This window comes from Nocardioides bigeumensis, assembly GCF_039531755.1.
Taxonomy (GTDB): domain Bacteria; phylum Actinomycetota; class Actinomycetes; order Propionibacteriales; family Nocardioidaceae; genus Nocardioides; species Nocardioides bigeumensis.
The window spans coordinates 468,407-491,256 of the sequence record NZ_BAAAQQ010000002.1; the positions used below are offsets into that span (position 1 = coordinate 468,407).

The window sequence follows — 22,850 nt, forward strand, 5'->3', positions numbered from 1 at the left end:
CGCTACGGCTCGACCGTGACCTTGATCGCCTCGCCGTTCTTGACGATCTGGAACGCGTCGAGGACCCGGTCGAGGGGGATGTGCTCGGTGATCAGGTCCTTCACCGGCACCTGGCCGGTCGAGATGTACTCCAGCGCCCGCTTGTTGTGCTCGGGGGCGGAGCCGTTGGCGCCGTGGATGTGCAGCTGGCGGTAGTGCACGAGGTTGGAGTCGCAGCGGATGTAGGGGTCGGTCTTGGGGAGGCCCCCGAAGAAGGAGATGCGTCCGTTGCGGGCGGCCATCGAGATGGCCTGCTCCTGCGTGATGTTGGCGGCGGTGGCGGTGATGATGACGTCGGCGCCGCGGCCACCGGTCAGCTCCATCACCCGGTCGACCACATCGACCTGCGAGCCGTCGATGGTCTCCTCCGGCTGGACGGCGTCGGCGGACATCTTGAGGCGCTCGGCGTTCACGTCGACCAGGTACACCGGCCCCGCCTGGTGCACGCCGCGGGCGATCCTGATGTGCATGCACCCGATCGGGCCGGCGCCGAAGACGACGACCGTGTCGCCCGGCTCGATGCCGAGCAGCTCCTGGGCGTTGATCGCGCAGGCGAACGGCTCGGCGGCCGACGCCTCGTCGTACCCCACGTTGTCGGGGATCCGGTTGAGCCCGTCGACCTTGAGGACCTCGCGCGGGACGATCATGTACTCCGCGAAGCCGCCGTCGTACTGGTAGCCGACCGAGGTCTGGTTCTGGCAGACCGCCATCCAGCCCTTCTTGCACTCGTAGCAGTCACCGCACGGCACCGCGGCGATCACCTGGGCGCGGTCGCCGACCGCCCAGCTCGAGCCGTGCGTCTCGTTGACGTCGGCCCCGACCTCGACCACCTCGCCGGCGATCTCGTGGCCGATGGTGCGCGGCGGGGTGAGGTTCTGGTGGCCGTTGTAGAAGATCTTGACGTCGGTGCCGCAGGTCGAGCAGTTCTTGACCCTCAGCTTGATCTCATCCGGCCCGCACTCCGGCTCCGGCACCTCCTCGAGACGGACGTCCTCGGGTGCGTAGAACCTCAGGGCCTTCATCGTGGGCTCTCCTTCGTGCGCGTCTGGGGGCGGAACCGAGGCGGTTTCTGGCGCCTCCAGGCCAACTTAGCGGCCCATCACCACACAAAGCCACATCAAGACGTACCTAATTTGTGCCCGGATGGTTGGCAACGTGCCCGATATGGGGTTTACTACGGCTCATGGCCATGTGACAGCAGTCACGTGGGAGCGATTGACCCTGTGTCGGAGGCGATAGATGTCCACCACCACCACAGCGGCGCCGAGGGGTGGCGCCCGTGTCCACGTGCAGAAGTTCGGCACGTTCCTGTCCAACATGGTCTTGCCCAACATCGGCGCGTTCATCGCGTGGGGCCTGATCACCGCTCTGTTCATCCAGTCCGGATGGATCACGCTGATCGGCAACGAGCTGTTCGGCTACGTCCCGGGACTGGACCCGGGGAAGTACGACTACGGCTTCGTCTCGGCTCTCGGCGGCTGGGACGGCGAGCACGTCGGGATCGTCGGGCCGATGATCACCTACCTGCTGCCGATCCTGATCGGCTACACGGGCGGGCGGATGATGTACGACGACAACATCCGCGGCGGGGTGGTCGGCGCCATCGCCACCATGGGTGCCGTCACCGGTGCCGACGTGCCGATGTTCCTCGGCGCGATGATCATGGGTCCCCTGGGCGGCTGGTCGATGAAGAAGATCGACGCCCTCTGGGACGGCAAGATCAAGCCCGGGTTCGAGATGCTGGTCAACAACTTCTCTGCGGGCATCTGGGGGATGATCCTGGCCATCGTCGGCTTCGTCGTCGCCGGCCCGTTCGTGCAGGCCTTCTCCGACCTCGCCGAGAGCGTCGTCGACTTCCTGGTCGACAACAGCCTGCTCCCGCTGACCTCGATCTTCGTCGAGCCGGCCAAGGTGCTCTTCCTCAACAACGCCATCAACCACGGCGTCTTCACCCCGCTGGGTACTGCTGAGGCCGCCGAGCAGGGCAAGTCCATCCTGTTCCTCATCGAGGCCAACCCCGGCCCCGGCGCCGGCCTGCTGCTCGCCTACATGTTCTTCGGCAAGGGCCTGGCCCGCGCCTCGGCCCCCGGCGCGCTGCTCATCCAGTTCGTCGGCGGCATCCACGAGATCTACTTCCCCTACGTGCTGATGAAGCCCAAGCTGATCCTCGCCGTGATCCTCGGCGGCATGACCGGCGTGGCCACCAACCTCGTCTTCGACTCAGGCCTCCAGGCACCGGCTGCACCGGGCTCGATCATCGCGGTCTGGCTGCAAGCCCCGGCCAGCAGCTTCGTGGGCGTCACGCTGTCGGTGATCCTGGCAGCGACCGTCTCCTTCCTGGTCGCTGCCTTCCTCCTCAAGATCGACAACAGCGACGACGAGGGCGACCTGTCCAAGGCCACCACCGACATGGAGGCGATGAAGGGCAAGCGGTCCTCGGTCGCCGGTGCGCTCACCGGAGCCGGCACGGCTGGCAAGGAGATCCGGAGCATCGTGTTCGCCTGCGACGCGGGCATGGGCTCCTCTGCCATGGGTGCTTCGGTCCTGCGGCGCAAGATCCAGGCTGCCGGGCACGGTGACGTGACGGTCGTCAACAAGGCGATCTCCAACCTCACCGACACCTTCGACCTGGTCGTCACGCACCAGGACCTCACCACCCGGGCCCAGCAGAAGACCCCGTCGGCGATCCACGTGTCCGTCGACAACTTCATGGGCAGCCCGCGTTACGACGAGATCGTCGAGATGATCGACGCTGGTGGCGCCGGTGGGGGAGCGGCTGCTGCGGCGGCACCCGAGGCCGAGATCGGCAGCGACGTGCTCGCCGAGGACTCGATCGTCCTCCGAGGCACGGCCACCTCGCGCGACGAGGCGATCACCGAGGCGGGGCGGCTGCTCGTCGCGGCCGGTGCTGTCGACCCGTCCTACGTCGACGCGATGCACGAGCGGGAGACCTCGGTGTCCACCCACATGGGCAACCTGCTGGCCATCCCGCACGGCACCAACGAGGCGAAGGGCGCGATCCGGCGTACCGCGATCTCCTTCGTGCGGTACCCCGCCCACGTCGACTGGAACGGCAAGCCCGCCGAGTTCGTCATCGGCATCGCCGGTGCGGGCAACGACCACCTGGGGCTGCTGTCCAAGATCGCGGGGATCTTCGTCGACTCCGCCCAGGTCGAGCGGCTGCGCGAGGCGCAGACGCCCGGCGAGGTCCTCGCGGTGCTCGACTCCGTGAAGGTCTGACACCCGCACCCACCAAGGCACCGGTGCCGGTCGCGTCCCCGAGAGACGCGGCCGGCACCGGTCATTTCCCGGCCGGTGCCCCGACCGCGGTCAGGTCCGGCGTACGACGCGTGCCGGCCGGGCCTGGGCGTGGAAGTCGTGGACCAGCGCCCAGGCCGCGGCGATCCCCGCCAGCGTCCCCAGGACAGCCCCGGTGGACCAGGTGAACGGAACGCCACCCAGGCTGCCCAGCCAGGTGCCGGCACCGAGGAAGAGCGCGACGGACACGAAGAAGAGCGCGCCGAGGTGCAGACGGGGAAGCCGACCGAGCATGTGCACCTCCGAGATGCGGGAGCCGAGCATCCATCCTGACCGCCGTTGCCAGGAAATCAAGGCGCGGGCGTCACGTCAGTCGTCGAGACTCGTCACTCAGGGGGCCGCAGGTCGGTGTGCAGTCGGATCTGCTTGACGGTCGTGACCCCGGTGCCGTCGAGGTCGAGCTCACGGTGCGCGCCGTCAGGCGCCCAGCCGGCGCTGGTGAGGAACCCGCGCAGCGCGTCGTCGGTCGCCAGCGACCAGCTCACTGCACGGGTGAACCGGTCGGCGCGCAGGGTGTCGGCGGCTGCTTGGAGCAGGCGCGAGCCGTGCCCGTGGCCGCGCTCGTCGGGGTCGACGGTCAGGTCCGCCAGCTCGCCGTCCGCGACCGGGTCGCAGTCGGGGTCGCCGGCCGGGGCCGTGAGTGCGAACCCGACGATCCGGTGCCGGTCCATCGCGACGAGCACGCGCAGGCGGGCGTCGGGCGGGCGGCTCAGCATCGCCCGCCACTGGTCGGGCTGCGGCTCGAAGGCCTGGTCGGGCAGGACACCGGCGTACATCTCCCGCCAGGCCCTCGCCTGCAGCGCGGCGATCGCCTCCGCGTCGTCGGCCCACGCGACCCGCGCGGAGACGTCGGCGGTCGGCGTGCTCATGGGGCAAGTCTCCCAGTCGGGAGCGGTGCGTGCGTTGGCGGGCTGTACGTTCGAACGATGGAGTACCGCAACCTCGGCGGGCTGAAGATCTCGGCCATCACCTACGGCAACTGGCTCACGCACGGCTCCCAGGTCGAGGAGGACGCCGCGCTCGCCTGCGTACGCCAGGCGCTGGACGAGGGCATCACCACCTTCGACACCGCTGACACGTACGCCGACACCGCGGCCGAGTCCGTGCTGGGCAAGGCGCTGATGGGGGAGCGGCGCGAGGGGCTGGAGATCTTCACCAAGGTCTACTTCCCGATGGGACAGCCGGGCCCCAACGACCACGGACTCTCACGCAAGCACATCCTCGAGTCGATCGACGGCTCGCTGCGGCGGCTCGGCACCGACTACGTCGACCTCTACCAGGCGCACCGCTACGACTACGACACCCCGCTCGAGGAGACGATGGAGGCGTTCGCCGACGTCGTGCGCAGCGGCAAGGCGCTCTACATCGGCGTCAGCGAGTGGACCGCCGACGAGATCCGCCGCGGTCACGCCCTGGCGCGCGAGCTGCACATCCCCCTGGTGTCCAACCAGCCGCAGTACTCCATGCTCTGGCGGGTCATCGAGGCCGAGGTCGTGCCGACGTCGCAGGAGCTCGGCATCGGGCAGATCGTCTGGAGCCCGATCGGTCAGGGCGTGCTCACCGGCAAGTACAAGCCCGGCCAGGACTGGCCGGCCGGCTCCCGGGCGACCGACGAGAAGGGCGGCGCCGACATGATCTCGCGCTGGCTCGAGGACGACGTGCTCACCGCCGTCCAACGCCTGGTCCCGGTCGCCGAGGAGGCCGGGTTGAGCATGGCCCAGCTCGCCGTGGCCTGGGTGCTGCAGAACCCCGGAGTCTCAGCGGCGATCATCGGCGCCAGCCGCCCCGAGCAGGTGACGGAGAACGTCAAGGCGCAGGGCGTGAAGCTCGACGACGCCACCTTGAAGGCGATCGACGAGGCCCTGGGCGACCTGCCGGAGACCGACCCGGCCAAGACCCGCTCACCGCGGCGACGCAGCTTCTAACGCCCCTGAGGTCTCGTGACGGTCCCTGCGCGACCCCCTGACCTCGTCGGCCACCGGTGGTCGTCAACCGGCGGCCGCGGTCTCCGGCTCCACCAGGTCCTGACCGGCAGTCGTCCGGCTGAGCAGGATCGCCCCGACGATGGCGGCGACCATGCCGACCGTGACGGCGACGACGCCGACCCAGCCGTCGCGGACCGCGTCGCCGAGGAACCAGATGCCGACCACCGCCGGCACCAAGGTCTGGCAGACGACCAGAGGTGCCGACGACGCGGCAACCGCCGACCGGCTCAAGGCCAGGGAGTACAGCCAGAAGGCGAGCAGGCCGAAGACCGGCACGGCGGCGGCCGCGGCCGCGACGGGCACGTCCAGGGGGAGGGCGACGCCGCGGACGGCGATCGCCGAACCGGCGTACCCCAGTCCCGCGACGGCGCCGATGGACCCGGCGCCCAGCGCGCGGCCACGGAAGCCGAAGCCGACGAGCATCACGACCGCCACCCACAGCAGCAACGCGAACGTCGTCGACGACCGTCCCTCGCCGGGGGCCCCCGAACCGATGCTCACCAGCACCAGGCCGGCGACGATCGCGAGCACGGCGAGCCAGTCGCGCAGACCGAGGCGCTCGCGCAGCCTGGCGGCGCTGAGCGCGGTCACGGGCAGCGAGAGCGCGACCGCGGACTGGGCGAGGTAGAGCGGGAGGTACCAGATCGACACGGCGTGGAGGACGAAGCCGGCGAGGTACGCCGCCACGACCGCCAGGATGAGCCGGTTGCGCAACGCTGTCGACACGAACTCGCGCAGGGTGTCCATCGGCTCGGACTCCTGCCGGACCCCGTGGGCCTGCAGCACCGCGGCCACGCCGAAGAGCCCCGCCGCGACGACCGCCGCGGCCAGGCCGACGAGCGTGTCGGTCACCGGTAGGTGTCGGGGAGCTGTTGGCCGATCTTGACCTGCGGCTTCGGCATCCGCATGAACTTCATCTGCAGCGAACGCATCACGGCGTAGTAGGTGGTGCCCTTGGTCGGCGCGTCGGGGAACCGGCGGGCCAGCTCGCGACGGAGCCGGAAGCGCAGCATGAAGATGTCGACGACGACGAGCAGGATGATACCGAACATCAGCCCGTTGCCGATGCCCATCAGGCGGGCGTTGCCGGAGTAGCCCAGCGCCATCGTCAGGATCAGCAGCGGGACCAGCAGCTCGACGAACGAGAATCGGCTGTCGATCCAGTCGCGGATGAACCTCTTCACCGGTCCCTTGTCGCGGGTCGGGAGGTAGCGCTCGTCGCCGGTCTTCATGGCCTGGCGCATCTGACGGCTGGACTCTCCGCGGGCCGAGCGCTGGGCCGCCGCCTGCTCCTTGCGAGTGCGGGGAGCCTTGGCACGCGCGCGTGCGGCCGCCTCGGCCTCCTTGCGCGACGGCGTGGGCCGACCCTTGCCGTCCGCCTTCTCGACGGTGGTGGGCGGAGCGGCATCGGTCTTGCTGCGACGGAACAACGTGGTGCCTTCTACTGGCTCGATGACTGGCTGGGTGACGCGGTGGGTCGTGAAGGGCCAGCCTACCGGCGGCGGCGTGCGGCAACGCGGTGTGCGGGGTTGCCGTCACACCCTAGGGTGAGAGGTGACGGACACGATCCCCGGATCGCGCCCTGGATCGAGCACCGCACCTACACGCCAGAACACAGCAGCACAATTGGGGAACCAGAGGGAGCCACCGTCCGATGAGTCTTTGGCAGCGCATCACGATGATCTTCCGGTCCAAGGCCAACAAGGCGCTGGACCGCGCGGAGGATCCGCGCGAGATGCTCGACTACAGCTACCAGCGCCAGACCGAGCTGCTCACGAAGGTACGCCGCGGCGTCGCCGACGTGGCGACCAGCCGCAAGCGCCTGGAGCTCCAGGTGACGCAGCTCGAGCAGCAGTCGGCCAAGCTGCAGCAGCAGGCGGAGAAGGCCATCTCGGTCGGACGCGAGGACCTCGCCCGCGAGGCGCTCACCCGGAAGTCCGGGCTGACCAGCCAGATCACCGATCTCAGGACCCAGCACGCACAGCTGCAGGGCGAGGAGGAGAAGCTCACCCTCGCCCAGCGCCGTCTGCAGGCGAAGATCGAGGCCTTCCGCACCAAGAAGGAGACGATCAAGGCGACCTACACCGCCGCCGAGGCCCAGACCCGCATCAACGAGGCGGTCTCCGGGATCGGCGAGGAGATGGGCGACGTCGGCCTGGCGATCCAGCGGGCCGAGGACAAGACCGCACAGATGCAGGCGCGCGCCGGTGCCATCGACGAGCTGATCGCTTCCGGGGCCCTCGACGACGTCACCGCCACCGGCCCTGCCGACGACATCACCCGCGAGCTCGACGCGATGAGCTCGACGGCCGAGGTCGAGGCCGAGCTCGCCCGGCTCAAGGGCAGCAGCCAGCCCCAGGCCATCGAGGGCGCCGAGGACGGCGGCGACATCCTCAAGGCCGAGCCGGTTGCCGAGCCGGCGGCCCGACCCGTCAGCGAGCAGGCCGAGGCCGAGGGCGAGACCCGGCCGTGATCGTCAGGATCCTCGGCGAGGGCCAGCTCCTCGTCGACGACTCGGCTCTCGAGGAGCTCAACGCTCTCGACGTAGCGGTGGAAGCCGCCGTGGACGCCGGAGACGAGGCGACCTTCGGGGCCGCGCTCGGTGCGCTCCTGGACGCGGTGCGCCGCCACGGCACGCCGCACGCCGACGACAGCCTGGACGAGTCGGACCTGATCCTGCCGCCGGCCGATGCCACGATCGACGAGGTCCGTCAGATGCTCGACGACGACGGTCTGATCCCGGGCTAGACCCACTTGGCCCGCACCCGCTTCCTCCCCGACACGGGGCTCACCGTTCGCATGACGACGGTGCTGTTCCTGCTGGGCGGCCTCTTCGTCGCCATCGTGGTGACGCTGATGTACGTCTTCCCGCCGCAGTACGCCCCGCTCTTCGCCATCGGCGGTATCGCCATCGCCTTCTACCAGTGGTGGTCCTCGGACAAGGTCGCGATGCGCGCGATGCGGGCCCGCGAGGTGAGCCCGCAGGAGGCGCCCGAGCTGCACGAGATGATCGGCCGGCTGTGCGCCCTGGCCGACATGCCCAAGCCGCGCGTCGGCATCGCCGACACCCCGCTGCCCAACGCCTTCGCGACGGGGCGCTCGCCCAGCCGTTCGGTCGTGTGCGTGACCACGGGCATCATGCAGACGCTCAGCGCCGAGGAGCTCGAGGCGGTGCTCGCGCACGAGCTCTCGCACGTCGCGCACCGAGACGTGCTCGTGATGACCCTGGCCTCCTCGGCCGGCATCGTCGCCGGGATGCTGACCCGGTCGGCGCAGTTCGGCGGCTTCGGGATGGCGCGACGGAGCAACAACAACGGCGGCGCGCCGGCCTTCCTCGTCGCGCTCCTGCTCAGCCTGGTCGTCTACGCGATCAGCTTCTTCCTCACTCGGCTGCTCTCTCGCTATCGCGAGCTCAGCGCCGACCGAGCCGGCGCCTACCTCACGATGAAGCCGGCGGCTCTCGCGAGCGCGCTGCAGAAGATCACCGGCGGCATCAACCAGATCCCCCAGCGCGACCTCCGCTCCACCAGCGCGATGAACGCCTTCTTCATCGCCCCCGCCATCAGCGGCGCGACGATGCGGACCATCACCTCCACGCACCCGTCGCTGGAGCAGCGGCTCGAGCAGCTGGCCCGCATCCAGGCCGAGCTGTCCCGCCCGGGCAGCTGAGCCGGAGTCTCACGTGGGTCTCTGGGACGCGATCACGGGGCGCAGCCGCGCGCCGCAGCCCAACCTCGACGCGCTGTTCGCGGTGCCCAGCGCCGCGATCGCGTTGGAGACCGAGCTCGGACTGCACGCGACCGGCGTCGGCTCGGTGTGCTTCCGTGCGCCCGGCGGGGCGGCGTACGCCGACACCGAGGCCGAGATCCTGGCGCTGCTCCGTGACGACGAGCGGGCGCCCGAGGTCACCACGACCACCGACTCCTTCGGCTACACCTGGCTGGTCATCGACGGCGACCCTGCCGCTGCGCCTGCCGACACGGAGGCATTGTGCACCGGCCTGCACGCGGTCAACACCACGCTGGCCGACCAGGGCTTCGCGACCGGGCTGCTCTGCACGGTCGTCGTGTTCGGCGACTCGGCGCAGCGTCGGGTCGGGCTGGTCTACCTCTACAAGCAGGGCACGTTCTACCCGTTCGCGCCGGTGCGCGGGCACCTTGGCCAAGGCGCCGACCCGCTGGCGCGGGACAACCTGCTCGAGCTCTCGGTGCGCGACGTGCTCACCGGCGAGCTGCCCCTCGAGCCGGACCTGACCCGCTGGCTCGGCGTGTACGGCGCGCCCGGCCTCTAGTAGTGGTCGCCTAGTCGCGGTGCGACTTGCCCGGCAGCGACAGCATCCGCTCCAGCGCGACCTTCGCGTCGCGCTCGGTGTCGGGGTCTACCTCGATCTGGTTGACCACGACGCCGTCGACGAGCGACTCCAGCGCCCAGACCAGGTGCGGAAGGTCGATGCGGTTCATCGTCGAGCAGTAGCAGACGTTGCGGTCGAGGAAGGAGATCGACAGGTCGGGGTGGTCCTGCGAGAGCCGCTTGACGAGGTTGAGCTCGGTGCCGATCGCCCACGACGACCCTGCCGGAGCGGCTTCGATGGTCTTGATGATGAACTCCGTCGAGCCGACCAGGTCGGCCTTGAGCACCACGTCGTGCGTGCACTCCGGGTGCACGAGGATGCTGATGTCGGGGTCCTTCGCGCGCAGCTCGTCGATGACGTCGGCGGAGAAGCGCCCGTGCACCGAGCAGTGGCCGCGCCACAGGATCATCCGCGCGTCCCGCAGCTGCTCGACGCTGAGCCCGCCGTTCGGCTGCCGCGGGTCCCAGACCACGCAGTCGTCCAACGAGAGGCCCATCTTGAGCACCGCGGTGTTGCGGCCGAGGTGCTGGTCGGGGAAGAAGAGCACCTTGCCACCGCCAGGAGCATCCGGCTTCTGCGCGAACGCCCACTCCAGGGCTGCGTCGGCATTCGAGGAGGTGCACACGACGCCGCCGTTGCGCCCGCAGAACGCCTTGATGTCGGCGCTGGAGTTCATGTAGGTCACGGGGACGACGTCCTGGGCGACGCCGGCGTCGACCAGCGCGTCCCAGGCATCCTCGACCTGCGCGAGCCTCGCCATGTCCGCCATGGAGCAGCCGGCCGCGAGGTCGGGGAGGATCACCTTCTGCTCAGGCGCGGTGAGGATGTCGGCCGACTCGGCCATGAAGTGCACGCCGCAGAACACGATGAACTCCGCCGCCGGACGCCCGGCCGCGTCGCGCGCGAGCTTGAAGGAGTCACCGGTCACGTCGGCGAACTGGATGACCTCGTCACGCTGGTAGTGGTGCCCCAGGACGAACAGCCGCTCGCCGAGCGCCTCCTTGGCCACCCTGGCCCGCTCGACGAGCGTGGGGTCGGACGCTGACGGCAGGTCACCCGGGCACTCCACGCCACGCTCGGTGCCGAGGTCCCTCCCCTTGCCGAGCGGGAGGAGGGGTAGGTCGATGATGCTCACATGCGTCATCGTAGGGCGCGATCCATAGGCGGGGCACAAGCGAACAGGGGTGAGGCGGATGGCACGTCGGGGCGAGGTGCTGTGCGTCGTACAGGCGGGCGGTCAGGGTTCGCGCATGGACGTGCTGACGCGCGAGCGGGCGAAGCCGGCGCTGCCGTACGGCGGCGTCCACCGGCTCGTCGACTTCACGCTGTCGAGCCTGGCGCACTCCGACTTCGCCGACGTCTGGGTGTCGGTCCAGTACCAGGTCGCCTCGATCGACGACTACCTCTCCGGCGGGCGTCCGTGGAGCCTGGATCGCAACCGCGGCGGTTTCCGACGCGTGGTCCCGCAGACAGGCACCGGTCCTGCGACCGAGGAGGGCTTCGCGCACGGGAACGCCGACCTGCTGCTGCGGATGCGGGCCGATCTGGAGTCGTTCGGAGCGCCGCACGTGCTCGTCTCGAGCGCGGACCACGTGTTCTCGATGGACCTCGCGCCGATCGTGGACGAGCACGTCGAGTCGGGGCGGGTGGCCACCGTCCTCACCAGCGAGGTGACGAAGAAGGAGGCGTCCGACAACGTGGTCGTGCTCACCGGGCGCGGCGGCCGGGTGACCGGCGTCGAGGTGAAGCCCTCGAGACCCTCGTCGGGCACCGTCGCGACCGAGATCTTCGTGTACCGCACCGACGCGCTGATCGGCGCGCTGGACGCGCTGCGGGCCGAGCTCGACGACGAGGCGGGCGAGGACCTCGAGGGTGACAGCGGGCTGGGCGACTTCGGGGAGCACCTCCTGCCGCGCCTGATCTCGTCCGGTGACGTGCGCGCGGTGCCGTTGACCGGCTACTGGCGCGATCTCGGGCAACCGGGTCAGTACCTCCAGGGTCACCGCGACCTGCTGGCCGGGAAGGTGGACGTCTTCGACCACCCCGGTCGCCCCGTGATCTCGCACTGGCCGGACCGGCCGGCGGCGCGGGTGCGGGGTGGCACCGTGGTCGACAGCCTGGTCTCGCCGGGCTGTGACATCGCCGGCGAGGTGGTCAACAGCGTGCTCGGACCCGGCGTGGTCGTGGAGAAGGGCGCCCGCGTCGAGGACTGCGTGCTGTTCGAGGACGTCGTGGTCGAGCGGGGAGCCGAGCTGCGCACGGCCATCGTCGACGAGCACAGCCGGGTCGGCCGCGGTGCCGTGGTCGGCGAGGCCCCCACCGCTCGGATCGCGCGCGACGAGGACCTGGTGCTCGTCGGCATGGGCTCGACGCTCGGCCGGGGCCGGCTCCCTGCCGGTTCCCGCTTGGAACCGGGAACGACGACGTAGAGAGATTCCCCGGTCGACCGGGCGGGGAATCTCACAGAAAGCTGCCGTGGTGGAGGTAGGGCGCGGGCGGCTTCATCCGGCGTACGGCGAGATAGCCGAGCGTGTGGAGATCGAGGCGGGCAGCGATGCCGAGGTCGATGGCCCACTGGTTGGCCGCCGTGACGTGAGGGATCTCGACGGCGACGTCGGGCGGGCTCATTGCGAGTGCGGCCCAGGTGAGGTCGGCGGCCGTACGACGGTTGGTCGCGGCGAGCAGGACCGGCGAGCCGGTCTCCGTGGCGTAGACGTAGCCGGAGCCGGTGCTCCGGTCCGCCACTAGCAGCAGGAACTCGGCGGCGAGCACGGCGTGGTCGGGGCCGTGCGCGGCACCGCGGGCTCGCCTGTCGACGGAGTCCATGAGGTCGTAGTCGCCGGCCGAGCCCTCACGGACCCGGTCGACGACGGGGATCGCGGACCGCTCGACGTGCCCGCGGAGGAGCATCTGGGGGTGCAGGTCGAAGCCCGCCAGCTTGTAGCGGCGCGCCGCCTTCGGGTCCGCGGACGCGGACAGGATGCCGCGCAGGCAGCCCCGTCCGTGGTGGAGCGCGCCGGCGAGCAGCTGCGCCCCGATCCCCGCGCCCTGCAGGTCCGGACGCACCGCGAAGGACGCCAGGACCCACATCAGCTCGCGGTTGAACGAGACCGCCGTCCCGACCACTGCACCGTCGACCTCGGCGACCCAGCAACCACCCGGGTCGGTGCCCAGCAGGTGGTGGACGCGCCGCTGCCACAAGAGTCCGCGCGCGGCCGAGCGGGGCGACGGGTCGGACGCTCCACGGGGTGAGGTCCGCTGGTCGAGCTCGTAGTAGCTCTGCGACGTGAGCCGCTCCACGGCCGCGACGTCGTCGGGGCGCATGGGCCTGATGCGGACGTCGCTGCCCGAGGTCGGCTCAGCGTTGCTCATCGGCCCCGATCCTAGGAGTAGCACACGACCGGCAGGATGGACCCGTGCGCAAGGTCGGGGTGGAGGAGGAGCTGCTCATCGTCGACCCCTCGAGCGGCGAGGTGGTCAGTCTCTCCGCCGCCGTCCTGCGCGCCCGTGTCGAAGCGGCCGACAGCCGATCCGCGCGGGGTGGGGGCCGTGTCGAGGACGCCCAGCTGCGCGCAGCTCGCGTGCCTCGTCGATCGGCCGAGCCGGACCGCATCGTGAGAAGCCGCATCGTGAGAGGACAGGCATGAGAGTGCTGGTCGCGCCCGACAAGTTCGCGGGGACGCTCACCGCCGGCGAGGCCGCCGAGGCCATCGCTGCCGGCTGGGCGCGGCACGCTCCGGACGACGTGCTCGACCAGGCGCCGATGGCCGACGGGGGGCCCGGGTTCCTCGACGTCCTGCACCAGGCCCTGGGGGGTGAGCTGCTCGCGGTGACGGTGCGTGGTCCGTTCGGCGAGCCCACCCCTGCGGGCGTGCTGCGGGTGGGGGAGCGTGCCTACATCGAGTCCGCCCAGGGGTGCGGGCTGCACCTCACCGGCGGCCGGACCGAGGCACGGGCCGAGCACGCCTCGTCGTACGGCGTCGGTCAGCTCGTCGCCGCGGCGGTCGAGTCGGGGGCGAGCGAGATCGTCGTCGGCCTCGGCGGCAGCGGCTCGACCGACGGCGGGGCCGGTGTGCTGGCGGCGCTCGGCGCGACCGCGGACCGGCCTCTCGACGACGGCGCGGCCGGCCTCGAGGGGATCACCACCGTCGACCTTGCTGCGGCTCGACGCGCCGTCGAGGGTGTCCGGATCATCGCCGCGAGCGACGTCGACAGCCCGCTCACCGGCCTGTTCGGCGCGGCGAAGACGTTCGGCCCGCAGAAGGGCATCCCCGAGGAGCGGCTCCCAGCCGTCGACGCGCTGCTGGAGGCGTTCGCGGAGGCGACCGACCGGCGTACGTCCCTCGAGCCGGGCGCGGGAGCGGCAGGAGGCGTCGGCTACGCGCTCCTCGTGCTGGGTGGTGAACGCCGCCCCGGCATCGACCTGGTCGTCGAGGCGGTCGACCTCCCTGCTCGCGCCCGGGCTGCGGACCTGGTCATCACGGGGGAGGGGTCCTTCGACTTCTCCTCACGTGCGGGGAAGGTGCCCTTCGGTGTCGCGCAGGTGGCCGCCGAGGCGATCCGCCCGTGCGTGGCCCTGGCCGGCCGGGTGGACGTCGGCGCCCGCGAGATGCGCGCTCTGGGTATAGAGGCGGCCCACTCGCTGGTCGACCACGTGGGACTCGAGCGTGCGCTCGGGGCGCCCGCCGACTCACTCGCCGACCTCGCCGAGCGGGTCGCCCGCAGCTGGTCGCGCTGAGGTGTCCGGTTGCCGTGTGGAAGCCCGGGAATAACCCCTCGTGTGCGACGATTGAGACCGACGTACGCACCTCCACAGACCTACGGGAGCCCCGACGATGACCGACCAGGTCCAGACCGAGCGCCACACCGACTCCATCAACCTGAGCCCGGTGGCCGCGGCGAAGGTGAAGAGCCTCCTCGAGCAGGAGGGTCGCGACGACCTGAGCCTGCGCATCTCCGTCCAGCCGGGCGGTTGCAGCGGCCTTCGCTACCAGCTGTTCTTCGACGAGCGCTCGCTCGACGGCGACGAGATCACCGACTTCGACGGCGTCTCCGTCGTGGTCGACCGGATGAGCGTGCCTTACCTCAACGGCGCGATGATCGACTTCGTCGACTCGATCGACAAGCAGGGGTTCACCATCGACAACCCCAACGCGACCGGGTCCTGCGCCTGCGGCGACTCGTTCCACTGATGTGAGCCGAACGCAGACATGAACGAAGGCCCCCGTCGTCGACGGGGGCCTTCTGCTTCCCAGCTCAGTCGAGGTGCAGGTGCAGCGCGGCGGCCAAGCGGGCTGCGGCCTCGCTGACCTCGATGTCGCGCTTGGGACGCTCCGGCGCCTGGTCCTCGTAGCGCAGGCTCGGAGCGGGGCGCAGAACGGCCTCCCGGAGCCGCTCCCGGGTCGCTAGGGCGTCGGCGAACATCCGGTCGGAGGCGGTCATGGCTCGACGCTAGTGCTCTCGTGAAGGGGTCACAATGGTGACTGACCGGTAGTGTTCGCGCACGTGTCCTTGTTGATCGCGGGCTCCATCGCCACCGACCACCTGATGAGCTTCGGCGGGAAGTTCGCCGACTCGCTGGTCGTCGAGCAGCTCGAGAAGCTCTCGGTCTCCTTCCTCGTCGACGACCTCGAGATCCGCCGCGGCGGGGTCGCCCCCAACATGTGCTTCGGGCTCGCCCGGCTCGGCCTCCGACCGGTGCTCGTCGGCGCGGCCGGCGAGGACTTCGCCGAGTACCGGTCGTGGCTCGAGCGGCACGGCGTCGACACGGCGTCGGTGCACATCTCGTCGACCAGGCACACCGCGCGCTTCGTGTGCACGACCGACTCCACGATGGCGCAGTTCGCCTCGTTCTACCCCGGCGCGATGAGCGAGGCGCGGCAGATCGAGCTCGGTCCGATCGTGGCCCGTGTCGGCACGCCGGAGTACGTCCTGATCGGGGCCGACGACCCCGTCGCGATGCGACGGCACACACAGGAGTGCAGAACCCGCGGCTACCCCTTCATCGCCGACTGCAGCCAGCAGCTCGCCTTCGCCGAGGGCGAGCTGATTCGCGACCTGATCGACGGGGCGGCCATCCTGTTCTCCAACGAGTACGAGTCGCACCTGATCGAGTCCAAGACCGGCTGGTCGGCCGACGAGGTCCTCTCACGCGTGGGCTGCCAGGTCAAGACGCTCGGCGCGAAGGGCGTCCGCGTGACGCGACCGGGCGGTGAGCCGGTCGAGGTCGCCGCTGCGTCCGACGTGACCGCCGTCGAGCCGACCGGGGTGGGCGACGCCTTCCGGGCCGGTTTCCTGGCCGGGCTGGCGTGGGGGCTCGACGACGCGGGCGCGGCCCAGGTGGGCTGCGTGCTGGCGGCGTACGTCGTCGAGACGGTCGGCACGCAGGAGTACACCTTCACCGGTTCGGAGTTCGTCAAGCGCGTCGAGATGTCCTACGGCATCGAGGCCGCGGAGAAGGTCGCTCCCCACCTCACCTGACACCGGACGTCGCGCGGCTCGACCTAGACGATCCTTCGCACCAGGAAGCGGGGCGCGCCGTCGTCGGCGTCGTCCTCACCGGCGTACTCCTGCCCCTTCATCCGGCACCACGCCGGCACGTCGACGCGCGCGGCGGCATCGTGCGTGACCACGCCGACCAGATCGCCGACCTCGACCTCGTCGATCCGCTTGGCCAGCTCGATCACCGGCATCGGGCAGCGCAGCCCACGGCAGTCGATCTCCAGGGTCACGTCGGCACTCACAGGCCGATCCTGCCGCGCAGCTCCACCAGCACCTCCGGAAGCAGGGCCAGGAACCGGTCGACCTCAGCCTCCACGGCTGCCATGGGATGGTCCGCCGTCGGCCAGGGAAGTCCGAGGCGCACGTTGCCGTGGGTCAGCACCCCCATCGCCTCCAGCACGTGGCTCGGCGCGAGCGTCGAGGCCGTGCAGGCCGATCCGCTGGCCACCCCGAAGCCGTGCCGGTCGAGCTCGGTCACGAGGGCCTCGCCGTCGACGTAGAGGCACGAGAAGGTCAGCACGTGGGGGAGCCGCGCGTGGGGGTGGCCGACGACCTCGACGTCGGGCAGGGTCGCGACAGCGGCCCGGATCCGGTCGAGCAGCGCCGCCTGCGCGCGGCCGACCTCGTCCCTCTCGGCGACGACGGCCTGGAGGGCAGCGGCGGCAGCGAGCGCGGCCGGCACGTTCTCGAAGCCGGACACCCGCTCGTCGATCCGGTCGTCGGCGGGGAAGGCGTTGCGCCACCTGGCCCCCTTGCGGACCAGCAGAAGCCCCAGGCCGGCCGGGCCGCCCCACTTGTGCGCGGACGCGGCAGCGACCGACCACCCCGACGGAAGCGGCAGTCGTCCGGCTGAGGCGGCGACGCTGACGAAGATCGGCACGTCGGGCACGGCGGCCGCGATCTCCGCCACGGGCTGAAGGGTGCCGACCTCGTGGTTCGCGGACTGCACGGCGACGACGGCCGCACCACCGTCCGCGGACCCGACGGCCGACCGGACGTCGTCGGGGTCCACCCGTCCGTCCCGGTCGACGGGCACCTCGACCTGCGGGGTGCCGCGCCAGTCCAGCGCGTGACGCACCGAGGAGTGCTCCACGGCCGTGCGGACCACGCTCGCCCCGTCGCGCACCCGTCCCGTGACCAGCCCGAGGAGACCTCGGTGCACGGCTTCGGTGCCGCTGGCCGTGAAGCTCACCTCGTCCGCTCGCACTCCCAAGCAGGAGGCGGTCACCTCTCGCGCATTGTCCAGGAGGAGCCTCGCGGCACGCCCGCTGCCGTGCAGGCGCCGAGGGTCGGCGTACCCCTTGTCGAGTGCGGCGAGCAGGGCTTCGCGACCGGCAGGGTGCAGAGCCTCGCCGGACGCCGCGTCCCAGTGATGTGTACGGGCCTGCACATGGGGAACCTACCTCCGGTAAGCGACTGATCCCATGACAAGCCCTGTCGCTGAACCGGCGGTGGATTGCGATAGCGTGCGTGGTGTCGAGTGCCGTTCGAGAGAGAGGCTTCCTGTGGCTGTGCCGGAAGGTGCTGGTCGAGTCCGTGGACTGGCGTTCCTCGCCGTGGTCGCCCTTGCGGTCGTCGTGCTGTCCGGCTGCAGTGCAGCCGACACCGAGGCGTTGAAGAACCTCGCGATGCCCGACCGCGACGCGACCACGACCTCCCACTACGTGTTCGACCTGTGGCGCTGGGGCTGGGTCGCCGCGATGGCGACCGGCGTCGTCGTCTGGGGGCTGATCTTCTACGCCTGCTTCGCCTTCCGCCGGCGCAGCGACGACGAGATCCCGATCCAGACGCGCTACAACCTGCCGCTCGAGATCTTCTACACGATCGCCCCGGTCATCATGGTCGTGGTGTTCTTCTTCCACACGGTCAACGCCCAGAACGCCCTCCTGGAAGAGGTCGACGACCCCGACCACACCATCGCGGTGGTGGGCCAGCAGTGGCAGTGGACCTTCAACTACACCGAAGAGGACGCCGTCGACGCGCCCAACGTCTTCGAGGTCGGCACGGCGCAGTACGTCCCGACGCTCTACCTGCCCGTCGGTGAGACCGTCGAGTTCCAGCTCCGGTCGCCCGACGTGATCCACAACTTCTGGATCACCGGCTTCCTGATCAAGATGGACGTCGTCCCGGGACGGGTGAACTCCTTCCAGGTGACCCCGATGAAGGAGGGCGACTACGTCGGCAAGTGCGCCGAGCTCTGCGGCGTCTCGCACTCGCGGATGCTCTTCAACGTCAAGGTGGTCAGTCCCGAGGAGTACGACGCCGAGCTCCAGCGCTTGGAGGAGAAGGGCAACACCAGCGACGCCCCGCTGTTCGGCGGTGCCGAGGCCTACACCCAGGCCGGCCTGGATGACGCTGAGTCCGAGGAAGGAGAGTCCGAGTGACCGCCATCGCCGCGCGCGCCGAGAGCGCCGCGCCCGTGCGTCGCCCGATCGGCCAGCAACTGGTCCGGATCCTGACGACGACCGACCACAAGCTGATCGGCAAGCTCTACCTCACGACTTCGTTCGTGTGGTTCATGATCGGCGGCCTGATGGCCATGCTGATTCGGTCCGAGCTGGCCTTTCCGGGCAACCAGGTCGTCGGCGACCACCTCTACAACCAGCTGTTCACCATGCACGGCACGATCATGCTGCTGCTCTTCGCGACGCCGCTGTTCTTCGGCTTCGGCAACGTGCTCATGCCGCTGCAGATCGGGTCGCCCGACGTCGCGTTCCCGCGGCTCAACATGCTGTCCTACTGGCTCTACCTCTTCGGCGGCATCATCGCCGCCTCCGGCTTCCTGACACCCAGCGGTGCGGCCGACTTCGGCTGGTTCGCCTACACGCCGCTCTCCGACGCGATCCGCTCGCCCGGCGTCGGCGGCGACCTCTGGATCATGGGCCTGTGGATGGCCGGTCTCGGCACCATCCTCGGCGCGGTCAACTTCATCACCACGATCATCTGCATGCGCGCCCCCGGCATGACCATGTTCCGGATGCCGATCTTCGTGTGGAACACCCTGGTGACGAGCCTGCTGGTGCTGATCGCGTTCCCGATCTTCGCCGCGGCGCTGCTCTCCCTGGGCGCCGACCGGCTCCTCGGGGCGCACGTCTTCGATCCTTCGCACGGCGGACCGATCCTGTGGCAACACCTGTTCTGGTTCTTCGGCCACCCCGAGGTCTACATCATCGCGCTGCCGTTCTTCGGCATCGTGACCGAGATCCTGCCCGTCTTCAGCCGCAAGCCGATCTTCGGCTACATCGGGCTGGTCGGCGCCACGCTCGGCATCGCGATGCTCTCGGTGGCGGTGTGGGCGCACCACATGTTCGTCACCGGCGCGGTCGACCTGGCGTTCTTCTCCGGCATGACGTTCTTGATCGCGGTGCCCACCGGGGTCAAGTTCTTCAACTGGATCGGCACGATGTGGGGCGGAAGCCTGTCCTTCGACACCCCGATGCTCTGGTCGGTCGGCTTCCTCACCACGTTCCTCTTCGGCGGCCTGACCGGCATCATCCTGGCCTCGCCCCCGCTGGACTTCCAGGTGTCGGACTCCTACTTCGTGGTGGCGCACTTCCACTACGTCGTCTTCGGCACGGTGGTGTTCGCGATGTTCGCGGGCTTCTACTTCTGGTGGCCCAAGATGACGGGTCGGATGCTCGACGAGCGCCTCGGCAAGCTGCACTTCTGGATGCTGTTCATCGGCTTCCACACCACCTTCCTGGTCCAGCACTGGCTGGGCGTCGAGGGCATGCCGCGCCGTTACGCCGACTACCTCGCCGCGGACGGGTTCACCACGCTCAACCAGATCTCGACCGTCGGTGCCTTCTTGCTGGGTGCCTCGACGCTGCCGTTCCTCTACAACGTCTACATCTCGCGCAACGCCCCGCTTGTCGAGACCGACGACCCCTGGGGCTGGGGCCGCTCCCTGGAGTGGGCCACGAGCTGCCCGCCGCCGCGCCACAACTTCGTGACCCTGCCGCGGATCCGCTCGGAGTCGCCGGCCTTCGACCTGCACCACCCGGAAGTCGCCGCACTCGAGCTCGAGCACAACGACGCCGAGCGCGAGGGCGGCATCGCCGACGCGCCGCAGGTCGAAGGCCGTCAGGAGATGCTCGCCGACAGGCTCGACGACCCTGATCAGGAAGGTGGCGCTCGGTGAAGGCTGAGGCCTGGATCTTCATCAGCACGACGATCTTCTTCGCGCTGGTCACGCCGGCGTACTGGCTCCTCACCCACGACTGGACCGGCACCTCGGCGCTGACCATGACCATGCTCCTTGCGGCGATGGTCTCGGTCTACCTCGGGTTCCACGCGGCCAAGATGGAGCCGCGTCCAGAGGACCGCAAGGACGCCGAGATCGCCGACGGCGCCGGCGAGCTGGGCTTCTTCCCGCCGTACTCCTGGTGGCCCCTGTGGTGCGGCCTGGCCCTGAGCGTCATCGTCGTCGGCGTCGCGCTGAGCGCCTGGTGGCTCGTGGTGATCGGCTTCGCCCTCGGGTTCCTCGCCCTCACCGGGCTCGTCTTCGAGTACTACCGCGGCGTGCACGCCCACTGACGCTGGACGGCAGCGCTCTCATGAGCTCAGCCGCCGGGGCCACCAGAAGCGGTCGCCCAGGAGCAGCGCGATCGCGGGGACCAGGACCGTCCGGACGAGCAGGGTGTCGAGCAGGACGCCGATGCAGATGACGGTGCCGAGCTGCGCGAGCACGACCAGGGGAAGCACACCGAGGACGGCGAAGACCGCGGCGAGCAGGATGCCCGCGCTCGTGATGACCCCGCCGGTCGTGGCCAGAGCGCGGAGCATGCCCTGCCGGGTGCCGTGCTCGCGGCTCTCCTCGGCGGCGCGCGTCACGAGGAAGATGTTGTAGTCCACGCCGAGCGCGACGAGGAAGAGGAACGCCAGCAGGGGCACGCCGACGTCCAGACGGTCGAATCCCAGGACCTGCGTGAAGATCCACCAGGACGCCCCGAGGCTGGCGAGGTAGGTGGCGACGACGGTGGCCACCAGGATCAGCGGCGCGACCAGGGAGCGCAGCAGCCCGATGAGGGCGACGATGACGACGGCCAGGATGAGCGGGATGATGACGCGGCGGTCGCGGGCTGCGGCGTTGGCGGCGTCGAGCTGCTCGGCCTCGGTGCCGCCGACGTAGGTGTCCGGCACGTCGGCCAGGCTCTCGCGGAGCCGCTCCACGGTCGCCGTGGCCGCTTCGGAGCCGGCGGGGTCCGCGAGCACGACGTCGATGCGGGCCAGCCCGTCGTCCTGCGGTCCCGGTCGGGTCGAGTCCACTCCCGGCACCTGGCCGGCGAGCGTCGTGACGCGGTCCGGATCGGCACGGGTCAAGAGGACCGTGGGGTCCGAGGAACCCGCTGGGAACGACTCGGCAAGCCGTTCGGCGGCGCTGATCGACTCAGGCTGGTCCAGGAACTGATCAGCCTCGCGCAGACCGGTCTGCACCTGGGTCAGGCCGAACGCGAGCACGCCCAGCAGCAGGACGCTGCCGAGCGCGGCCGGGCTGGGGCGTCGGTCGACGAGCCCGCCGACGCGACTCCAGAAGGACCGGCTCTCGGCGAGCGTGGGCTGGCCGACGTGCGGGACCAGCGGCCAGAAGACCCACCGACCGCACAACACCAGGGCGCAGGGGAGCACCACGAGCGCGGCGAAGGCGGCGACGACGATCCCGACGGCGCACGCGAGGCCGAGCCCACGTGTCGTGGGGAGGACGGAGAGGAGCAGCGTCAGCAGGGCGGCGACGACGGTGACCGACGACGTGAGCACCGCCTCTGCCGTGGCGGTCCAGGCGCGGCGCATGGCGGCGTACCGGTCCTCGTGCTGCTTGAGCTCGTCTCGGTAGCGCGAGATCAGCAGCAGGGCGTAGTCGGTCCCGGCGCCGAACACCAGCACCGAGAGGATGCCGACCGTCGACTCGTCCCACGCCACGCCGGTCACCTCCAAGGTGCGGGTGGCCAGGACCGCAGCGACCCGGTCGGCCACGCCCACCACAGCGAGCGGTACCAGCCACAGCACGGGACTGCGGTAGGTCACGAGGAGCAGCACGGCGACGATGCCCGCCGTGGTGAGGAGCAGCCGCAGGTCGGCCCCCTCGAACACGTCGGCCAGGTCGGCCTGGATGGCGGCCGGACCGGTCACCTGGGCGGTCACGCCGTCGGGCACGCCCTCGCGCAAAGCGTTGCGAAGCCGCTCTACCTCGTCGCCGATCGCCGTGGCGCCGGCGGCGTCGACGGGCAGGGTGGCGACGGCCGCGGTCCCGTCGTCGCTCGGGACCACGCGCGGCTCGCCACCGGTGATCTCGCGGAGCAGTCCCTCCAGCGTGCGCAGCGTCGCGGTGTCGAGCCCGTCGTCATCGGTGAGGAGGACGACCGCGGTCTCGTCGCTTCCACTGGGCAGCGACTGCTGGAGCTCGAGGACCGTCGTGCTGTCCGCGCCGTCAGGGGCGGCGTCGGTCGGACCAGGCTGCAGGTTTGCCTCGCCCAGCGCGCCGAGCAGGGCACCGGCCGCCAGCACGGCGATGATGACGACGCCGACGGCGGCGATGGGCCGGAGCAGACGAGCGAAGCGTTCCCGCATGGGAGCGATCCCCTTAGGATGTGTTGATAGTTCGGCGGGTGACTAACAAGATTGCTAATCTGATGAATGATTCTAGGGACAGTCTGCCG

General features: G+C 70.2%; 25 protein-coding genes. 14 read left to right on the forward strand and 11 right to left on the reverse strand.

Annotated features, from left to right (window positions below; genetic code table 11):
• Positions 1 to 2 precede the first annotated feature (2 nt).
• On the reverse strand, positions 3 to 1,061 hold the full coding sequence (locus ABD295_RS03500) for a zinc-dependent dehydrogenase (protein WP_344302226.1): 1,059 nt from the start codon (positions 1,059 to 1,061) through the stop codon (positions 3 to 5).
• Between the two features lie 217 nt (positions 1,062 to 1,278).
• Here ABD295_RS03500 and ABD295_RS03505 point away from each other — a divergent pair, with 217 nt between their 5' ends.
• A complete protein-coding gene (locus ABD295_RS03505) occupies positions 1,279 to 3,279 on the forward strand; it encodes a PTS mannitol transporter subunit IICBA (RefSeq protein WP_344302227.1) in 2,001 nt (666 codons plus the stop codon).
• A 90-nt stretch (positions 3,280 to 3,369) separates the two neighbouring features.
• Here the strand turns inward: ABD295_RS03505 and ABD295_RS03510 are convergent, their stop codons facing one another.
• The gene (locus tag ABD295_RS03510; RefSeq protein WP_344302228.1) at positions 3,370 to 3,621 is read right to left on the reverse strand and encodes a hypothetical protein; all 252 of its coding nucleotides are present in this window, start codon (positions 3,619 to 3,621) and stop codon (positions 3,370 to 3,372) included.
• Positions 3,622 to 3,683: 62 nt separating this feature from the next.
• Positions 3,684 to 4,226, reverse strand: coding sequence for a GNAT family N-acetyltransferase (locus tag ABD295_RS03515; protein ID WP_344302229.1), 543 nt, complete (start codon positions 4,224 to 4,226; stop codon positions 3,684 to 3,686).
• A 57-nt stretch (positions 4,227 to 4,283) separates the two neighbouring features.
• Between ABD295_RS03515 and ABD295_RS03520 the strand changes: the two genes are divergently transcribed.
• The gene (locus ABD295_RS03520; RefSeq protein WP_344302230.1) at positions 4,284 to 5,282 is read left to right on the forward strand and encodes an aldo/keto reductase family protein; all 999 of its coding nucleotides are present in this window, start codon (positions 4,284 to 4,286) and stop codon (positions 5,280 to 5,282) included.
• A 63-nt stretch (positions 5,283 to 5,345) separates the two neighbouring features.
• Here the strand turns inward: ABD295_RS03520 and ABD295_RS03525 are convergent, their stop codons facing one another.
• Both ABD295_RS03525 and ABD295_RS03530 read right to left on the reverse strand, forming a co-directional pair.
• Complete coding sequence (locus ABD295_RS03525) at positions 5,346 to 6,194, reverse strand: hypothetical protein (protein ID WP_344302231.1); 849 nt, start codon at positions 6,192 to 6,194, stop codon at positions 5,346 to 5,348.
• Positions 6,191 to 6,772: a DUF3043 domain-containing protein gene (locus ABD295_RS03530; RefSeq protein WP_344302232.1), complete on the reverse strand. Its 582-nt coding sequence runs from the start codon at positions 6,770 to 6,772 to the stop codon at positions 6,191 to 6,193. Before ABD295_RS03530 ends, ABD295_RS03525 begins: the two co-directional genes overlap by 4 nt.
• Before the next feature lie 224 nt (positions 6,773 to 6,996).
• Between ABD295_RS03530 and ABD295_RS03535 the strand changes: the two genes are divergently transcribed.
• From ABD295_RS03535 to pspAB, 4 genes are read left to right on the forward strand one after another with little or no spacing between them, the layout of a single operon-like run.
• Complete coding sequence (locus ABD295_RS03535; protein ID WP_344302233.1) at positions 6,997 to 7,815, forward strand: PspA/IM30 family protein; 819 nt, start codon at positions 6,997 to 6,999, stop codon at positions 7,813 to 7,815.
• Complete coding sequence (pspAA, locus tag ABD295_RS03540; RefSeq protein WP_344302234.1) at positions 7,812 to 8,090, forward strand: PspA-associated protein PspAA; 279 nt, start codon at positions 7,812 to 7,814, stop codon at positions 8,088 to 8,090. Before ABD295_RS03535 ends, pspAA begins: the two co-directional genes overlap by 4 nt.
• A gap of 51 nt (positions 8,091 to 8,141) precedes the next feature.
• Positions 8,142 to 9,011, forward strand: coding sequence for a zinc metalloprotease HtpX (gene htpX / locus ABD295_RS03545; RefSeq protein ID WP_425573954.1), 870 nt, complete (start codon positions 8,142 to 8,144; stop codon positions 9,009 to 9,011).
• A gap of 13 nt (positions 9,012 to 9,024) precedes the next feature.
• Positions 9,025 to 9,633 (forward strand): PspA-associated protein PspAB, encoded by a 609-nt coding sequence (gene pspAB, locus ABD295_RS03550; protein WP_344302236.1) that lies wholly within the window; start codon positions 9,025 to 9,027, stop codon positions 9,631 to 9,633.
• 10 nt (positions 9,634 to 9,643) lie between these two features.
• Here pspAB and nadA read toward each other — a convergent pair whose 3' ends face one another.
• On the reverse strand, positions 9,644 to 10,828 hold the full coding sequence (nadA, locus tag ABD295_RS03555; RefSeq protein ID WP_425573955.1) for a quinolinate synthase NadA: 1,185 nt from the start codon (positions 10,826 to 10,828) through the stop codon (positions 9,644 to 9,646).
• A gap of 58 nt (positions 10,829 to 10,886) precedes the next feature.
• On the opposite strand from nadA, the gene ABD295_RS03560 reads away from it, so the two are divergent.
• Complete coding sequence (locus ABD295_RS03560) at positions 10,887 to 12,122, forward strand: glucose-1-phosphate adenylyltransferase family protein (protein WP_344302238.1); 1,236 nt, start codon at positions 10,887 to 10,889, stop codon at positions 12,120 to 12,122.
• Between the two features lie 31 nt (positions 12,123 to 12,153).
• On the opposite strand, the gene ABD295_RS03565 is transcribed toward ABD295_RS03560, so the two are convergent.
• A complete protein-coding gene (locus ABD295_RS03565; protein ID WP_344302239.1) occupies positions 12,154 to 13,065 on the reverse strand; it encodes a GNAT family N-acetyltransferase in 912 nt (303 codons plus the stop codon).
• Positions 13,066 to 13,109: 44 nt separating this feature from the next.
• Between ABD295_RS03565 and ABD295_RS03570 the strand changes: the two genes are divergently transcribed.
• The 3 genes from ABD295_RS03570 to ABD295_RS03580 all read left to right on the forward strand — a co-directional run bounded on the left by ABD295_RS03570 (position 13,110) and on the right by ABD295_RS03580 (position 14,885).
• A complete protein-coding gene (locus ABD295_RS03570; protein ID WP_344302240.1) occupies positions 13,110 to 13,340 on the forward strand; it encodes a hypothetical protein in 231 nt (76 codons plus the stop codon).
• On the forward strand, positions 13,337 to 14,431 hold the full coding sequence (locus ABD295_RS03575) for a glycerate kinase family protein (protein WP_344302241.1): 1,095 nt from the start codon (positions 13,337 to 13,339) through the stop codon (positions 14,429 to 14,431). The genes ABD295_RS03570 and ABD295_RS03575 overlap by 4 nt, the downstream gene beginning before the upstream one ends.
• Before the next feature lie 97 nt (positions 14,432 to 14,528).
• Positions 14,529 to 14,885 (forward strand): HesB/IscA family protein, encoded by a 357-nt coding sequence (locus tag ABD295_RS03580; protein ID WP_344302242.1) that lies wholly within the window; start codon positions 14,529 to 14,531, stop codon positions 14,883 to 14,885.
• A 64-nt stretch (positions 14,886 to 14,949) separates the two neighbouring features.
• Here the strand turns inward: ABD295_RS03580 and ABD295_RS03585 are convergent, their stop codons facing one another.
• On the reverse strand, positions 14,950 to 15,135 hold the full coding sequence (locus ABD295_RS03585; RefSeq protein ID WP_344302243.1) for a hypothetical protein: 186 nt from the start codon (positions 15,133 to 15,135) through the stop codon (positions 14,950 to 14,952).
• A 63-nt stretch (positions 15,136 to 15,198) separates the two neighbouring features.
• Between ABD295_RS03585 and ABD295_RS03590 the strand changes: the two genes are divergently transcribed.
• A complete protein-coding gene (locus ABD295_RS03590; RefSeq protein WP_344302244.1) occupies positions 15,199 to 16,173 on the forward strand; it encodes a carbohydrate kinase family protein in 975 nt (324 codons plus the stop codon).
• 23 nt (positions 16,174 to 16,196) lie between these two features.
• Here ABD295_RS03590 and ABD295_RS03595 read toward each other — a convergent pair whose 3' ends face one another.
• The gene (locus ABD295_RS03595) at positions 16,197 to 16,436 is read right to left on the reverse strand and encodes a sulfurtransferase TusA family protein (protein WP_344302245.1); all 240 of its coding nucleotides are present in this window, start codon (positions 16,434 to 16,436) and stop codon (positions 16,197 to 16,199) included.
• Complete coding sequence (locus ABD295_RS03600) at positions 16,433 to 17,584, reverse strand: cysteine desulfurase family protein (RefSeq protein WP_344302246.1); 1,152 nt, start codon at positions 17,582 to 17,584, stop codon at positions 16,433 to 16,435. Before ABD295_RS03600 ends, ABD295_RS03595 begins: the two co-directional genes overlap by 4 nt.
• Positions 17,585 to 17,699: 115 nt before the next feature.
• Between ABD295_RS03600 and ctaC the strand changes: the two genes are divergently transcribed.
• From ctaC to ABD295_RS03615, 3 genes are read left to right on the forward strand one after another with little or no spacing between them, the layout of a single operon-like run.
• Entirely contained in the window at positions 17,700 to 18,578 is an 879-nt protein-coding gene (ctaC, locus tag ABD295_RS03605) for an aa3-type cytochrome oxidase subunit II (protein ID WP_344302247.1), read from the forward strand.
• Complete coding sequence (ctaD, locus tag ABD295_RS03610; RefSeq protein WP_344302249.1) at positions 18,575 to 20,335, forward strand: aa3-type cytochrome oxidase subunit I; 1,761 nt, start codon at positions 18,575 to 18,577, stop codon at positions 20,333 to 20,335. The genes ctaC and ctaD overlap by 4 nt, the downstream gene beginning before the upstream one ends.
• Positions 20,332 to 20,730 (forward strand): cytochrome c oxidase subunit 4, encoded by a 399-nt coding sequence (locus tag ABD295_RS03615; protein WP_344302250.1) that lies wholly within the window; start codon positions 20,332 to 20,334, stop codon positions 20,728 to 20,730. Before ctaD ends, ABD295_RS03615 begins: the two co-directional genes overlap by 4 nt.
• Positions 20,731 to 20,748: 18 nt before the next feature.
• On the opposite strand, the gene ABD295_RS03620 is transcribed toward ABD295_RS03615, so the two are convergent.
• Positions 20,749 to 22,761 carry an MMPL family transporter gene (locus tag ABD295_RS03620; RefSeq protein WP_344302251.1) on the reverse strand — a complete coding sequence of 671 codons (2,013 nt, stop codon included), beginning with the start codon at positions 22,759 to 22,761 and terminating at the stop codon, positions 20,749 to 20,751.
• Positions 22,762 to 22,850 lie beyond the last annotated feature (89 nt).